This is a genomic window from Streptomyces sp. KL109B (assembly GCF_030766935.1).
GTDB lineage: Bacteria > Actinomycetota > Actinomycetes > Streptomycetales > Streptomycetaceae > Streptomyces.
On record NZ_JASERL010000014.1, the window covers coordinates 51,416 to 66,765 of the forward strand.

General features: G+C 71.7%; 14 protein-coding genes. 8 read left to right on the forward strand and 6 right to left on the reverse strand.

What is annotated here, in order from left to right; genetic code table 11:
* Window position 1: 1 nt before the first annotated feature.
* The 4 genes from RBJ65_RS35065 to RBJ65_RS35080 all read right to left on the reverse strand — a co-directional run bounded on the left by RBJ65_RS35065 (window position 2) and on the right by RBJ65_RS35080 (window position 3,732).
* Entirely contained in the window at window positions 2-922 is a 921-nt protein-coding gene (locus tag RBJ65_RS35065) for a GNAT family N-acetyltransferase (protein WP_306319454.1), read from the reverse strand.
* Between the two features lie 111 nt (window positions 923-1,033).
* A complete protein-coding gene (locus RBJ65_RS35070) occupies window positions 1,034-1,429 on the reverse strand; it encodes a group 1 truncated hemoglobin (protein ID WP_306319455.1) in 396 nt (131 codons plus the stop codon).
* A 111-nt stretch (window positions 1,430-1,540) separates the two neighbouring features.
* On the reverse strand, window positions 1,541-2,842 hold the full coding sequence (paaK, locus tag RBJ65_RS35075) for a phenylacetate--CoA ligase PaaK (RefSeq protein ID WP_306319456.1): 1,302 nt from the start codon (window positions 2,840-2,842) through the stop codon (window positions 1,541-1,543).
* A gap of 101 nt (window positions 2,843-2,943) precedes the next feature.
* Entirely contained in the window at window positions 2,944-3,732 is a 789-nt protein-coding gene (locus RBJ65_RS35080; protein ID WP_306319457.1) for a GNAT family N-acetyltransferase, read from the reverse strand.
* 102 nt (window positions 3,733-3,834) lie between these two features.
* Here RBJ65_RS35080 and RBJ65_RS35085 point away from each other — a divergent pair, with 102 nt between their 5' ends.
* The gene (locus RBJ65_RS35085; RefSeq protein ID WP_372341297.1) at window positions 3,835-4,206 is read left to right on the forward strand and encodes a VOC family protein; all 372 of its coding nucleotides are present in this window, start codon (window positions 3,835-3,837) and stop codon (window positions 4,204-4,206) included.
* A 30-nt stretch (window positions 4,207-4,236) separates the two neighbouring features.
* Here the strand turns inward: RBJ65_RS35085 and RBJ65_RS35090 are convergent, their stop codons facing one another.
* Window positions 4,237-5,856 carry an acyl-CoA synthetase gene (locus tag RBJ65_RS35090; protein WP_306319459.1) on the reverse strand — a complete coding sequence of 540 codons (1,620 nt, stop codon included), beginning with the start codon at window positions 5,854-5,856 and terminating at the stop codon, window positions 4,237-4,239.
* Window positions 5,857-6,036: 180 nt separating this feature from the next.
* Between RBJ65_RS35090 and RBJ65_RS35095 the strand changes: the two genes are divergently transcribed.
* From RBJ65_RS35095 to RBJ65_RS35120, 6 genes are all read left to right on the forward strand, one after another.
* Window positions 6,037-6,837 (forward strand): crotonase/enoyl-CoA hydratase family protein, encoded by an 801-nt coding sequence (locus tag RBJ65_RS35095; RefSeq protein WP_306319460.1) that lies wholly within the window; start codon window positions 6,037-6,039, stop codon window positions 6,835-6,837.
* A 46-nt stretch (window positions 6,838-6,883) separates the two neighbouring features.
* Complete coding sequence (locus RBJ65_RS35100; protein WP_306319461.1) at window positions 6,884-7,846, forward strand: Zn-ribbon domain-containing OB-fold protein; 963 nt, start codon at window positions 6,884-6,886, stop codon at window positions 7,844-7,846.
* Window positions 7,846-8,904 carry a thiolase domain-containing protein gene (locus RBJ65_RS35105; RefSeq protein ID WP_306319462.1) on the forward strand — a complete coding sequence of 353 codons (1,059 nt, stop codon included), beginning with the start codon at window positions 7,846-7,848 and terminating at the stop codon, window positions 8,902-8,904. The genes RBJ65_RS35100 and RBJ65_RS35105 overlap by 1 nt, the downstream gene beginning before the upstream one ends.
* A complete protein-coding gene (locus RBJ65_RS35110) occupies window positions 8,904-10,085 on the forward strand; it encodes a thiolase domain-containing protein (protein ID WP_306319463.1) in 1,182 nt (393 codons plus the stop codon). Before RBJ65_RS35105 ends, RBJ65_RS35110 begins: the two co-directional genes overlap by 1 nt.
* A gap of 94 nt (window positions 10,086-10,179) precedes the next feature.
* Window positions 10,180-10,422, forward strand: a complete 243-nt coding sequence (locus tag RBJ65_RS35115) for a DUF397 domain-containing protein (protein WP_306319464.1) — start codon at window positions 10,180-10,182, stop codon at window positions 10,420-10,422.
* Window positions 10,423-10,568: 146 nt separating this feature from the next.
* Window positions 10,569-11,483, forward strand: coding sequence for a universal stress protein (locus RBJ65_RS35120; protein ID WP_306319465.1), 915 nt, complete (start codon window positions 10,569-10,571; stop codon window positions 11,481-11,483).
* 13 nt (window positions 11,484-11,496) lie between these two features.
* Here the strand turns inward: RBJ65_RS35120 and RBJ65_RS35125 are convergent, their stop codons facing one another.
* Complete coding sequence (locus RBJ65_RS35125) at window positions 11,497-12,219, reverse strand: leucine-rich repeat domain-containing protein (RefSeq protein ID WP_306319466.1); 723 nt, start codon at window positions 12,217-12,219, stop codon at window positions 11,497-11,499.
* Between the two features lie 139 nt (window positions 12,220-12,358).
* Here RBJ65_RS35125 and RBJ65_RS35130 point away from each other — a divergent pair, with 139 nt between their 5' ends.
* A complete protein-coding gene (locus RBJ65_RS35130; protein WP_306319467.1) occupies window positions 12,359-15,241 on the forward strand; it encodes an AAA family ATPase in 2,883 nt (960 codons plus the stop codon).
* Window positions 15,242-15,350: the final 109 nt, after the last annotated feature.

A 15,350-nucleotide genomic window follows, 5' to 3' on the forward strand; every position in this document is an offset into this window, starting at 1 on the left:
ACTACCCGGGCGTCAGCCGCCACCCCCGGTCCGTCCGCGTCAACTCCCGGAACCCGGCGCTGCGCAACAGCCCGATCGCCGCGGCGTCGCCCGCGTCCTCGTACGCCAGGACGCGGTCCGCGCCGCACAGGCGCAGCCAGTCGGCGGCCTCCGCGAGCAGCTGGTGCGCCAGGTCGGGGCCGCGCTCGGTCGCGGCGACGTGCAGGTTGGCGATGTCGGCGAGGCCCGGTGACTGGCCGATGCGCTCCGGGCGGCCGAGCGCCGTGTCGACCTCGATGAAGCCGACGGCGTCCCCGTCGTCGGCGTACGCCGTGAAGCGCGTGCCGGACTCGCCGAGGGTGCGCTCGAAGGCGAGGTCCTGGCGGGCCCGCGGCCGGGGGAGTTCGTCGGCCCGCGCGATCAGCACCACCTCGGTGCCGCCGGTGTGCCGGAACCCGGCCCGCAGGTACGCCTCGCGGATGTGCGGCCAGGGGCGGGGCAGTCCGTAGATCGCGGGGGCGGGCAGCGCGCCGTCCGCGTAGCGCGCGCGGGGCCGCCAGCGGGTGAGTTGGGTGAGGCAGCCGGCCATCAGCAGGTCGGTGGCCTTCTCGGCGCCGGGCCAGAGCGAGGACGGCGGCCGGTGCAGGAACCAGCCGATCTCGGCCGCGTCCCGGTACTCGGAGCCGACCGAGGCGTCGTCGCGGTAGCGCAGCAGGTGTGCCGCGGCGACGAGATGGCCGCGCTGTTCGGCGACGAGGGTGACGCGCTCGGCGACCCACGGGTCGGTGACGAACTCGTCCGGCTGCCGTTCCAGGCTGCTCAGCACGGTGTTCACGGAGACGGAGAGGCCGGGGACGACGGCGGCGACATGCGCGTTGATCAGCGTCGTCAACTGGTCGCGGTCGGCGCGGCGGAAGGGGCGTACCGCTGGCTGGGCGGACATGCGGGACCTCCGGATACGGAGTGGGTGTCGGAGGCCGCCGTGCGATGCGGTACGTCATCCACCGTACGGCGGCCCGGCGGCGTCGCGCCACCGCTTCTGCGCGCCCCGCGGTCAGGCCGTGACGATGTCCTTCCGTAAGGGGCTCAGCGTGCCGGCGATCGTGCCGATGGTGGCCTCGTCGACGCCGGCCTCGGCGAGCGCGGCCCCGAGGTGGTCGACGACGCGGTCGAAGGCGGTGTCCGTGATGGCCAGCGGGGCGTGCGCGTGCGCCATGACGCGGCCGGGATAGATCTCGGTGGAACCCAACGCCTGCCCTACGAAGAGGCGTTGGTGCTCTTTGAGACGGTCGAGGTCGACGTCCATGAAGTAGGGCGCGAGCTCCTCGTCGGCGAGGATTCTGTCGTAGAGGATGTCCACGACCGTGCCGACGGCGTCGGCGCCGCCAATTTTCTCGAAGATGGTCGAACTGTCGCTGTTTGTGGGCGAGTTGGGTGCGATGTGAGTCATGAGGTCGAGCGTATGAGGCGGTAGTCGGCGGAGCACCGTGCGTGTGCGAACGACTGTGTGAAACTCCGTACGACGTCTGACGCAGGCGTACGTCGAGTGAGGTAGTACGGCTCAGGAATTCCGCTCGTCCACGATGCGCCTGATCTTGCCCACCGAGCGCTCCAGGGACTCCGGTTCGACGATCTCGACGGCCACCGAGACGCCCACGCCGTCCTTCATCCCGGCCGCGATGGCCCGCGCCGCCGCGTCCCGCTCCTCCGGCGTCGCGTCCGGCCGGGCCTCGGCGCGCACCGTGAGCGCGTCCATGCGGCCCTCGCGGGTGAGGCGGAGCTGGAAGTGCGGGGCGACGCCCGGCGTGCGCAGCACGATCTCCTCGACCTGCGTGGGGAACAGGTTCACGCCCCGCAGGATCACCATGTCGTCGCTGCGCCCGGTGATCTTCTCCATGCGCCGGAACGCGGGCCGCGCCGTCCCCGGCAGCAGCCGCGTCAGATCCCGCGTCCGGTACCGGACGATGGGCATCGCCTGCTTGGTCAGGGACGTGAGCACCAACTCGCCGTGCTCGCCCTCCGGCAGCACCTCACCCGTGATCGGATCGACGACCTCCGGATAGAAGTGGTCCTCCCAGATGTGCAGCCCGTCCTTGGTCTCCACGCACTCCTGCGCGACACCCGGCCCCATCACCTCGGACAGCCCGTAGATGTCGACCGCGTCGATCCCCGCCCGCTCCTCGATCTCGCGCCGCATCTCCTCGGTCCACGGCTCCGCACCGAAGATGCCGACCTCGAGGGACGTGGTGCGCGGATCGACGCCCTGCCGCTCGAACTCGTCCAGCAGGGTCAGCATGTACGAGGGCGTCACCATGATGATCTCGGGCCTCAGGTTCAGGATCAGCCGCACCTGCCGCGAGGTCATCCCACCGGACGCCGGAATCACCGTGCAGCCGAGCCGCTCCGCCCCGTAGTGCGCACCCAGCCCACCCGTGAACAGGCCGTACCCGTACGCCACATGAACCTTGTGCCCCGGCCTGCCGCCCGCCGCGCGGATCGCCCGCGCCACCACGTCCGCCCACACCGACAGATCACCCTCGGTGTACCCCACGACCGTGGGCACCCCGGTGGTCCCACTCGACGCGTGCAACCGCCGCACCTTGGACTGCTCCACGGCGAACATCCCGAACGGATAGTTCGCCCGCAGATCCGCCTTGCCCGTGAACGGGAACCGCCCCAGATCCGCCAGCGACCGACAGTCCTGCGGCCGCACCCCCGCCTTGTCGAACGCCTCCCGATAGAACGGCACCCGCTCATACACCCGCCGCAACGTCCACCGCAGCCCCTCCAACTGCCGCCCCCGCAACTCGTCCAGACCGAGCCGCTCGCCCTCGTCCCACCAGTCCGTCGCCGTCGACGCCATCGCACGCACTCCCGAAACTCCCGACCGATCATTCGGTTGCCCTGCTGGTGATCAGTAATTCAAGGAGGGTCCGCAGTCGTCAAGAGATGCGGCGCGACCGGCTACCGGGCGGGGTCGGGCTCCCACACATACGGCGTTGTCGTCCCGACCGCCGCGAACCCCAGCCGTTCCAGGATCGGCCTGCTGTACGGCGAGGCGTCCACCTGTACGTACGGGAATCCGCGCTCGGCCGCGATGCGTACGCGGAAGGCGACGAGGGAGCGGTAGATGCCGTGGCCCCGCCATTGCGGCACCGTGCCGCCGCCCCACAGGCTCGCGAAGGCCGTGCCGGGGTGGAGTTCCATGCGGGCCGCGCTCACCGGTTCGTCGCCGTGGAGCGCGACGACCGCGGGGATGGTGTCCGGGGCCTGGGCCAGTTGGGTGCGCAGTTGGTGGGCGAGGCGCGTGCCACTGTCCCCGAAGGCCTTCGCGTGCACCCGCGCGGCCAGTTCCACGTGCGCGTCCTCGGTGACGGGGAGCAGACGGATTCCTGGAGGGGGTGCGGTGTCGAGGGGGAGGGTTGCCGTCCGCGCGACGAGCAGGGTCTCCGGGGCCTCGGCCAGGAAACCGGCCGCCGTCAGGCGTTCGGGGAGGTCGGCGGGGCGGTCGTGGCCGTACGTCTTCCACTCGAAGTCGCGGCCCAACTCGCCGAAGAATCGGACCTGTTCGGCGATCGCCGCGTCGGCGGTGTGCTCGTCGAGGTCCGACCAGAGCACCGCGCTCCAGCCCTCCGGGGGCCCGACGTGGCGCACGACGTCGCCGATCCGCTCCACCCGCGCCCCCGGTTCGTCGGGCCGCGCCTCGCGCCGCAGCTGCCGGTCGAACAGGTCCCGTACCGCCGTGTGATCCATGGAGGCACTTCAGCACCGGTCCTGGGGCCCGGCAACCGAGAAAATCCCACCGCGACAGGGGAACACCCTTGCTATGGTGCGCCGGTGACAGCGATCAAGAAGATGCAGATCACCTTCGACTGCGCGGAGCCGGTGCGCGTCGCCCGCTTCTGGTGCGAGGTGCTGGGATACGTCATGCCGCCCGGGGCGGACGAGGACGAGGCATGGTCCGCCGCCGCCGACCCCACCGGGGAGGGGCCGCGCCTGTACTTCCAGCGCGTCCCCGAAGGGAAGGTCGTCAAGAACCGGGTGCACGTCGACGTGCGGGCCGGCATCGGTCTCGTGGGTGACGAACGGCTCGCCACCCTCGAAGCCGAGGCCGCCCGCCTGATGAAGCTCGGCGCGACACACGTCCTGACCCAGCACGCCGACGAGGAGAACGAGTCCTGCATCACGCTGCAGGACATCGAGGGGAACGAGTTCTGCCTCGACTGACTCGACCGGGGGCGCAACGGGGGGCCGGGCTCAGCCCTTCCCCTCCGCCGCCACCTGCCGCGCCCACCGGTAGTCCGCCTTGCCGCTCGGCGAACGCTGGATGGTGTCCGTCACCACCAGCTGCCGGGGAATCTTGTAGCCGGCGAGGTGCGTGCGGCAGTGCGTCTGCACCGTCTCCAGGGTCAACTGGGGCGCCCCGTCCGCGAGTTGGACGACCGCCGCCACATGGTTGCCCCACTTCTCGTCCGGCACCCCGGCCACCAGCGCGTCGTAGATGTCCGGGTGTGACTTGAGCGCCTGCTCGACCTCCTCCGGATACACCTTCTCGCCGCCGGTGTTGATGCACTGCGAGCCGCGCCCGAGCACGCTGACGATGCCGTCCGCGTCGACCGTCGCCATGTCACCGAGCAGCACCCACCGCTCGTCGCCCTTCTGGAAGAAGGTCTCGGCGGTTTTCGCGGGGTCGTTGTAGTAGCCGAGCGGGACGTGACCGCGCTGCGCGATCCGGCCCACCTCGCCGACCCCGACCGGCTCGTACGTCGCCGGATCCACCACCTGCGTACGGGAGTTGACCTGCACGTGGAATCCGGAACCCGCGCCCGAACCGGCCGTCGCCGTGCCGTTGAAGCCGGACTCCGACGAGCCGAAGTTGTTCAGCAGCATGGTGTTCGGCACCAGCTCCTGGAACTGCCGGCGCACCGTGTCCGACATGATGGCGCCCGAGGACGAGACACTGAACATCGACGAGCAGTCCGTGCCCTTGAGCGGCCCCTTCAGGGCGTCTATGAGCGGGCGCAGCATCGCGTCGCCCACCAAGGAAACGCTCGTCACCTTCTCCTTCTCGATGGTGCGCAGCACCTCCTCCGGCACGAACTTGCGGTGGATGACGACGCGTTGACCGAAGTTGAAGCCGATGAACGCGGTCAGCGTCGACGTGCCGTGCATCAGCGGGGGAGTGGGGAAGAACGTGATGCCGTCACCGCCCGCCGCCACCCGCTCGGCCAGCTCCTGTGGCCGTGACACCGGCTCACCAGTCGGCGCTCCACCGCCCAACCCCGCGAAGAACAGGTCCTCCTGACGCCACATCACACCCTTCGGCATGCCCGTCGTGCCACCGGTGTAGATGATGAACTGGTCGTCCGGCGAGCGCGACGGGAACCCGCGCCCGTCCGATGCCTGCGCCGTCGCCTCCTCGAAGTCCACCGCCTTCAACGGCGGCGCGTCCGCCTCCGGCGCACCCACCCGCACCAGGTGCCGCAGCTTCTGTGTGCGCGGCAGCGCCGCCGCCACGCGCGGCGTGAACTCGGCGTCGAAGACCAGCGCCACGAGGTCCGCGTCCTGGTAGAGGTAGACCAGCTCCTCCTCCACGTACCGGTAGTTGACGTTCACCGGCACGACGCGCGCCTTCAGGCACCCCAGGGCCGTCTGCAGGTACTCGATGCCGTTGTAGAGGTGCAGGCCCAGGTGCTCGCCGGGCTGTATCCCGGCCGCGATGAGGTGGTGTGCGACGCGGTTCGCCGCCGCGTCCAGCTCCGCGTACGTGAGCCGGCGTTCCGCGCCCGTACCGGGGTGATCGACGTAGACGAGCGCCTCGCGGTCGGGGACCACGTCGACGACCGACTCGAACAGGTCGGCAAGGTTGTACTCCACCGCGCTCCTCCTGATCCAGGCCGCAACTCTCTCCTGGCCGTCATCAGAACAGAACCGGGAGTAAGGGGGAAGGGCCCTCGCACAAGAAAACTGACTGAGTGTCAGAAAACTCTTGAACTGGCACGTGCGCTCCTGCAACCTGTTCCAGGTCCGAGGCTGCGGCTGACTGGAGGACCCGTCATGGGTGGCACCGAACATCTCGACGTGCGCCGCGAGGGCGCCACGCTCGTACTCACACTGAACCGGCCCGAGGCCAAGAACGCGCTGTCCCTGCCGATGCTCGTCGGCCTCTACGACGGGTGGCTGGAGGCCGACGCGGACGACTCGGTCCGCTCCATCGTGCTCACCGGGGCCGGTGGTGTCTTCTGCGCGGGAATGGACCTCAAGGCGCTCGCGGGCAAGGGCATGGAGGGCGAGCACTACCGGGACCGGCTCAAGGCCGACCCCGATCTGCACTGGAAGGCGATGCTCCGCCACCACCGGCCCCGAAAGCCCGTCATCGCGGCGGTCGAGGGGCACTGCGTCGCGGGCGGCACGGAGATCCTTCAGGGCACGGACATCCGGGTGGCGGGGGAGTCGGCGACGTTCGGCCTCTTCGAGGTCAAGCGCGGCCTCTTCCCCATCGGCGGCTCCACGGTGCGGCTGCCGCGCCAGGTGCCTCGTACGCACGCCCTGGAGATGCTCCTGTCCGGTCGGCCCTACCCGGCGCCGGAGGCCGCCGCGATCGGGCTCGTCGGACGCGTCGTGCCCGACGGCACCGCGCTCGACACGGCACTCGAAATCGCCGAACAGATCAACGCCTGTGGCCCGTTGGCCGTCGAGGCGGTCAAGGCCTCCGTCTACGAGACCGCCGAGATGACCGAAACCGACGGCCTCGCCTCGGAGTTGAAGCGCGGCTGGCCCATCTTCGACACCGCCGACGCGAAGGAAGGCGCCCGCGCGTTCGCCGAGAAGCGCCCCGCCGAGTTCCGCCGGGAGTGAGTCACCGCACCCCCCCACCCATTCGACCGCACTCCAAGGAGGCCTCATGACATCCACCGCCCAACCGGAGGTGCTGCGCGCGCCGTTGGTCGTGGAGTTCCCCTTCACGCGCTCCCTCGGCCCCGTCCAGTCCGCCTTCCTCAGCGGACTGCGCGACCGCGTCGTCCTCGGCGTCAAGACCACGGACGGCAAGGTGATGGTGCCGCCCGTCGAGTACGACCCCGTGACCGCCGACGAGATCCGCGACCTGGTCGAGGTCGGCGCCACCGGCACCGTCACCACCTGGGCCTGGAACCCCGAACCACGGCGCGGCCAGCCCCTCGACACCCCCTTCGCCTGGGTCCTCGTCAAGCTGGACGGCGCCGACACCGCCCTGCTGCACGCCCTCGACGTCACCGGACCCGACGCCGTGCACACCGGACAGCGCGTCCGAATCCGCTGGGCCGAGGAGCGCGAGGGCGCCATCACGGACATCGCGTGCTTCGAACCATACGAGGGTGACGACGCTCCCTCTCAAGTCGCCCCGCACAGCGGCGAGTTCGATGAACCCGTCACCGGCATCGTCGCCGAGGCCCGCCTCGACTACACCTACAGCCCCGGCGGCGCCCAGACCCGCTACATCAACGCCCTCGCCGAACGCCGCACCGTGGGTGAGCGCTGCCCCTCCTGCCACAAGGTGTACATCCCGCCGCGCGGCGCCTGCCCCACCTGCGGCGTCGCCACCACGGACCAGGTCGAGGTCGGCCCCGGCGGCACCGTCACCACGTACTGCATCGTGAACATCAAGGCGAAGAACCTCGACATCGAAGTCCCGTACGTGTACGCCCACATCGCCCTCGACGGCGCCGACCTCGCCCTGCACGGCCGCATCGCCGGCATCCCGTACGACGAGGTGCGGATGGGCCTTCGCGTCGAACCGGTGTGGACGGAGGGCGGGCGCTACCCGGACCACTACCGGCCCACCGGTGAACCCGACGCCGATTACGAGACCTACAGGGAGATGATCTGATGCGGCCGCCGATCCGGGACATCGCCGTCGTCGCCTTCGGGCAGACCGACCACACACGTACCTCCGACGAACAGTCGGAAGTCGAGATGCTGATGCCCGTCCTGCACGAGGTCCTCGCCGGTACAGGACTGAAGACCAGCGACATCGGGTTCACCTGCTCGGGATCGAGCGACTACCTCGCGGGACGCGCCTTCTCCTTCACCATGGCCCTCGACGGCGTCGGCGCCTGGCCGCCGATCTCCGAGTCGCACGTGGAGATGGACGGCGCCTGGGCCATGTACGAAGCGTGGACCAAACTGCTGACCGGCGAGGCCGACACCGCGCTCGTCTACTCGTACGGAAAGTCCTCACCCGGCTCCGTACGCGACGTCCTGACGCGCCAGCTCGACCCGTACTACGTCGCCCCGCTGTGGCCCGACTCCGTCGCGCTCGCCGCCCTCCAGGCGCAGGCACTCATCGACGAGGGGCACACCGACGAGCCCGCGCTCGCCGGAGTCGCCGCCCGCAGCCGCGAGTCCGCCGCCGACAATCCGCACGCCCAACTGCGCGGAAACGTCCCCCACGGCGATTACGTCGTAAATCCGCTGCGCACCGGTGACTGCCCGCCGATCGGGGACGGCGCCGCCGCCGTGATCCTCGCCGCCGGGGACCGGGCGCGCGAGCTGTGCGAGCGGCCCGCCTGGATCCGCGGCATCGACCACCGCATCGAGGCGCACAGCCTCGGGGTGCGCGACCTCACCGACTCGCCCTCGACGCGGCTCGCCGCCGAGAACGCCGGAGCCTTCGAACGGCCCGTCGACACCGCCGAGTTGCACGCCCCGTTCACCTCGCAGGAAGTCGTCCTGCGACGCGCCCTGCGCCTCGGCGACGACGTCTGTGTGAACCCGTCCGGGGGCGCGCTCGCCGCCAACCCGGTGATGGCCGCCGGGCTCATCCGCATCGGCGAGGCCGCCGCCCGCATCCACGGCGGGAGCTCCCGGCGCGCCCTCGCGCACGCCACCTCCGGGCCCTGCCTGCAGCAGAACCTGGTCGCCGTACTCGAAGGGGAGGACCAGTGATGTCGAAAGCCGTGTCTGCCAAGGAGCCCGTAGCCGTCGTCGGCATCGGCCAGACCAAGCACGTCGCCGCCCGCCAAGACGTCTCCATCGCGGGACTCGTCCGCGAAGCGGCCCAACGGGCCCTCGCCGACGCCGAGTTGACCTGGGCCGACATCGACGCCGTCGTCATCGGCAAGGCGCCCGACTTCTTCGAGGGCGTCATGATGCCGGAGCTGTACCTCGCCGACGCCCTCGGCGCCGTCGGCAAGCCGATGCTGCGCGTGCACACGGCCGGATCCGTGGGTGGCTCGACCGCGCTCGTCGCCGCGAACCTCGTGGCGGCCCGCGTCCACGGCACCGTACTCACCCTCGCCTTCGAGAAGCAGTCCGAGTCGAACGCCATGTGGGGCCTCTCGCTCCCCATCCCTTTCCAGCAGCCACTGCTGGCCGGGGCCGGCGGCTTCTTCGCGCCGCACGTGCGCGCCTACATGCGACGCACCGGCGCCCCTGACGCCGTCGGCTCCCTCGTCGCCTACAAGGACCGCCGCAACGCCCTCAAGAACCCCTACGCACACCTCCACGAGCAGGACATCACCCTGGAGAAGGTCCAGGCGGCGCCCATGCTCTGGGACCCCATCCGCTACTCCGAGACCTGCCCCTCCTCCGACGGCGCCTGCGCCATGATCCTCACCGACCGCGCGGGCGCGGACCGCTCGCCGAAGCCGCCCGCCTGGATGCACGGCGGCGCCATGCGCAGCGAGCCGACCCTCTTCGCGGGCAAGGACTTCGTGTCCCCGCAGGCCGGCAAGGACTGCGCCGCCGACGTGTACCGGCAGGCCGGAATCGCCGACCCGCGCCGCGAGATCGACGCCGTCGAGATGTACGTCCCGTTCTCCTGGTACGAGCCGATGTGGCTGGAGAACCTCGGGTTCGCCGACGAGGGAGAGGGCTGGAAACTCACCGAATCCGGCGTCACGGAACTCGACGGGGACCTCCCCGTCAACATGTCGGGCGGCGTCCTGTCCACCAACCCCATCGGCGCCTCCGGCATGATCCGCTTCGCCGAGGCCGCCCTCCAGGTGCGAGGACAGGCCGGAGAACACCAGGTCGACGGCGCGCGGAAGGTCCTCGGGCACGCCTACGGAGGCGGCTCGCAGTTCTTCTCCATGTGGCTCGTCGGCTCCGAACCACCCACCCGATGAACGCGCGTTGACCTTCGTCGCTCTCGCGGCCTGTGCGGGGCACGGGCCGATCGCTAGGCTGGCGCACGGACGACGAACCGGGAGGAGCACGGACGTGGCCGAGAGCACCATCGACCAGCACCCGCTCATGGGGTGGGAGAAGCCGGACCTGGATCTCAGTGGGGCTGACTGGCGTTCCAGCAGCAGAGGTCTCGGCGATGTCCAGATCGCCTTTGTCGAGGGCTTCATCGCGATGCGCAACGGCGGCAGCCCCGAGAGCCCGTCCCTGATCTTCACGCCGGCCGAGTGGGGGGCGTTCGTGAGCGGCGCCCGCGAGGGCGAGTTCGACCTCACGTAGCGATACGCAGCCATGGAGTTGCCTACGTAGATCCGACACGGGACCTACGACCCTGTCCTGTGGCCCTGGCTTTTGCGAGCCTGGCCACAGGAACAGCCGGTCAATGAGGGCGCGGCGACGCGCCCGGTGTCGGAGGCGACGTAATCATGGCAAGCCCGCACTCCCAGCCCGTCCTCGCCGCGTTCGACGGCTCCGAGGACAGCCTGCGCGCCCTGGAGTGGGCGCTCGCCGAAGCGAACCGGCGCGGCGCCGAGCTGCGCGTCGTGCACGTACGGCAGTACGCGCCGTTCGTCCGCGCCGAGGTGCTCGCGGCGGGCCTCGTCGAGGAACCCGAGAACGACACGGTCCTCACGCAGCTGCGCAAGGACCTGGAGGGCCGCGAGGGGCTGCCGCCGCTCGAATTCATCAGCCGGACCGGGCTTCCGGCCGTGGTGCTGCCCGAGATGAGCGGCGACGCACAGCTCCTCGTCCTCGGCTCGCGCGGCCGCGGCGGATTCGCCAGCCTGCTGCTCGGCTCCAACGGCGTGGCGGCGGCGCGCGATGCCGCCTGCCCCGTCGTGGTGGTGCCACGGCCGGGCCGCGAGGTGCACGGCGACGAGCCCGTTCCCGCGGGGCCGCGCGTCGTGGTCGGGCTCAAGACGGACGACCCGGACCTGGCGACGCTCGGCTTCGCCTTCGCGCACGCGGCGCGCACCGGGGCGCGGGCGCACGTCGTCGTGGTGTACCCGTGGCCCGTTCTCGGCTGGACCGCGTACGGGGACTTCACGCCGACGACCGTCGACCAGGAGGCGGCCGAGCGCGACACGCTTCGAGTGGCCGAGGAAACCCTCAAGGAGCTGCGCGAATCTAACCCTAAAGTTGAGGTTGAGGTTTCCGTGCTTCCGGGCGACGCGGCGGGCCGCCTCGTCGAGAACTCCCGCGAAGCGGACCTCCTCGTCGTCGGCCGCCACCGCCGCCGCCTCACCCGCCCCGCCCCCATGCTCGGCTCGGTCACCCACGCGGTGCTGCTGCACGCGGCGAGCCCGGTGGCCGTGGTGCCGCCGGAGCCCGAGGAGGACTGAGCCGCACCCCGGCTCACCGCAGCACGACACACCCCCGCCCGGCCAGCTCGTCGAGCAGACCGGGCGGGACGCGCACGTCGTTCCACCGCAGATCGAGCTTCTCCAGACACGGCAGCTCCGCCAGCCACCCCGGCAGCTCCCGCAGCCGATTGCCCCGCAGGTCGACCCGGCGCAGCCGCGGCAGCCCGCGCAGCGCCCCGGGCACGACCTCGAACGCGTTCTCCCGCAACTCCACCTCCCGCAACTCCGCCAGGTCCCGCACGGCGGCGGGCAGCGCCGACAGCCGATTGCCCCGCAACCACAGCTCCCGCAGCGCCGAGAGCCCGCCGATGCTCTCCGGCAGTGCGGCGAGCCGATTGTGCTGGGCGCGCAGCTCCACCAGCCCGGTCATCGAGCCGAGCGTGGAGTGCAGCGTCGTCAGCCGGTTCTCGCCGACGTTCAGGTACCCGAGTCGGTCGAGGCGGCCCAGCGAATCCGGCAGTTCGGTGAGCCGGTTGTCGTGCAGGTACAGGAAGCGGGTCAGGCCGGTGAGGTCGCCGAGTTCCGGCGGGACCGAGGTGAGGCGGTTGTGGCCGAGGTCGAGGGTGTGCAGGCGGGAGAGGGTGCCGATGGGCGCGGGCAGGTGTGCGAGGCGATTGTCGGCGAGCAGCAGGACCTCGACGGACGGGTGCTCCCATACCTCCTCCGGCACCGCGTCCAGGCCGGCCCGCCAGTAGTCGAGCACGTTCCGGTTCATGCGCCCGTACCTTATCCGCGCCCGCGGCACACGATTCCGTACCAAGAACCCCGCATCACACTCCGGCGGACTCGCCCCGGCGTACGCTGAGCTGCCTGGAAACCGCGGTGCGCGACCGCGCCGCGGGTGGGGGTGCGCCATGGTGCGGAGCGACGGCCGGGGCAGGCGGAGACTGTTCGAGCGGGACAGTGAACTCGCCGCTGTGGACGTGGTGTTGGACGAGCTGGCCGGGCTGGCCAAGGGGAGTGGAGAGTCCCCGGAGCGGCCGCACGGCGCACTGCTCGCCGTCGCCGCGCCCGCCGGACTCGGCAAGACGACCCTCCTCGCCGAGGTGCGCCGCAGGGCCGCCGCCAAAGGCTGCACCGTGCTGTACGCGCGCGGTGGCGACCAGGAGCAGGGCGTCGCCTTCCACGTCGCGCGACAACTCCTCCAGCCGCGCCTCGCGGGCATCCCCGCCGCCGACCTCCAGGCCACGCTGGGCAGTTGGTACGCGATCGTGGGCCCCGCCCTCGGCCTGTGCGCCCCCACCGAAGGCGCGCCACCCGACCCGCAGGGCCTGCGCGACGGCCTCGACTGGGTGCTCACCCACCTCGCCGTACAGCAGGCCCCCATGGTGCTCGTCCTCGACGACGCCCACTGGGCTGACCCCGAGTCCCTGAGCTGGCTCGCCGCGTTCGCCCCGCGCGCCGAGGAGTTACCCCTGCTGCTCGTCGTCGCCTACCGGCCCGAAGAACTCCCGGACCACGCCGAGGCGTTGCGCGGCCTCCCCGGCAGGTCCGGGCGCCGCACCCTCGGCCTCGAACCGCTCAGCGCCACCGCCATCGCCTCACTCGTCCGCGAATCCCTCGGCGGCCACGCCGACGACGCGTTCTGCCGCGAGTGCTGGGCCGTCACCGCGGGCAACCCCTTCGAAGCCGTCGAGCTGACCGCCAAGGTCCGCGACCGCGGCCTCACCCCAACCGAGAACGGCGCCCACCTGCTGCGCGACCTCGCCGCCGCCGCACGGGGCAGCGGCCTCGTAGCCCGCATCGAACGCCTCGGCCCCGCCACCGTCCACCTCGCCTGGGCCTGCGCCGTCCTCGGCACCGAGATCGCACCCGAACTCGCCGCCAACGTAGCCGGGTTGGGCTTCGAGGACGCCACCGACGCCACCGACCGGCTGCGCATGGCCCGCGTACTCAAGGGCGTGGAACCCCTCGAATTCGTCCACCCGCTCATCGCCACCGCCGTCTACCGCGCCATCCCAGGACCCCTCCGCGTCGCCCTGCACGGCAAGGCCGCCCAGACCGTCCTCGACGCCGGACTCGGCCCCATCGCAGCCGCCCGGCACCTCCTGGAGACCCACCCCGAAGGCGACCCGTGGGTCGTGCGACAACTGCGCGCCGCCGCCGCCGAGACCGTCCGCGCGGGCGCCCCCGACGCCGCCCGCCGCTACCTCGCCCGCGCCCTGCGCGAACCACCCGCCTTCGACGACCGCGCCGCCGTCCTCTACGAACTCGGCAGCGCCTCCCTCCTCACCGAACCCGCCACCACCGTCAACCACCTGCGCGCCGCCCTCGAAGAACCCATCACCGACCCCACCCTGCGCCACGGCATCGTCTACCGCCTCTCCCAAGTCCTCGCCCACACCGACCGCCTGGCCGAGGCATCCGAGACCCTCGCCCGCGAGATCCGCGTCACCGACGACCCGCGCGTCCGCCTGCGCATGCAGGCCGAACAGTTCATGTGGGACGCCTTCCGCGCCGACGAACCCGACTCCCCGGCCCGCTCCCGCCGCCTCGCGAAACTCGCCGACCGGCTCAGCGGACGCGACCTCACCGAGCGCTACATCATCGGCCTGCGCGCCTGGGACGCCACCCTGCGCGGCGAAGGAGCCGCCGCGGTCATCCAGTACGCCGAGCGCGCCCTCGCCGGAGGCCTGCGCTGGGCCGCCGACGAGGACCGCGGCTTCGAGGTCCCCGTCCTCGTCGCCATGGCCTTCCTCTACGCCGACCGCCCCGGCCGCACCGAGGACCTCTTCGTCGAGGGCATCGCCGACTTCGAGCAGTCCGGCTGGCGCGGCGGCCACCTCTCCTTCGCGTACACCCTGCTCGGCTACGTACGCCACCGGCGCGGCCGGCTCGCCGAGGCCGAGGACTTCGTGCGCGCGGGCCTGCGCCTCGCCGAGCGCGTAGGACCCGGCACCCCCGCCCACTGGTACGCCGTCGGCACCCTCGTCGAAGTGCTGCTCGCGCGCGGCCGGATCGCCGAGGCCAAGGAGGTGGCGGACGCGCACTCCTTCGGACAGCCGTTCCCCGCCGCCGTCGTCTTCCCCGACGCGCAGACCGTGTACGGCGAACTCCTCCTCGCGCTCGGCCGCACCGAAGAGGCCGCCGAGGAACTCGCCGCCGCGGGCCGCCGCCTCGACCCGCGCGGCATGCGCAACCCCGCCTGGTGCCCCTGGCAGCTGCACCTCGCCCGCGCCGAGGCCCCGGACGCACCCGAGCGGGCCCGGGCCCTCGCCGCGGACGCCGTCGAGCGGGCCCGCCACTTCGGCACCCCGTCCGGCATCGGCCAGGCGCTGCGCACCGCGGCCGAGGTCTCGGTCGGCACCGACCGCGGCAAGCTCCTGGAGGAGTCCGTCGCCCACCTGGAACGCTCACCCGCCGGCTACGAGCTGGCCCGCTCCCTCGTCGCCCTCGGCGCGGAACAGCGCCGCAAGGGCCGCTCCAAAGAGGCCGCCGACCACCTCTACCGAGGGCTCGACGCGGCGGTCGGCTGCGGAGCCGACGGCCTGGTCCAGTACGCCCGCGAAGAACTCGCCGCGTCGGGCCTGCGGCCGCGCCCCCTGCGCGGCGCGGTGACCGACACGCTCACCGCACGTGAGCGGGCCGCAGCACGGTGCGCGGTGCGCGGCTTGTGCCCGGCGGAGATAGCGGCGGAGCTTCGTCTGGACGAGCCGACCACGGTACGGCTCCTCTCCGCGGCGTACCGCAAACTCGGCACGGAGCCCTCCGGGCTCGCAGCCGCGCTGGGGGAGTAGTCCGCACCGCTGTGGGCAGGCGTTCCGCACGGCGGAACGGGTGGGCACAGCCCCCGGTGCCGCGAACGAAGACGTCGGCGTCAATCAGGACGACCCGAACCCGATCCAC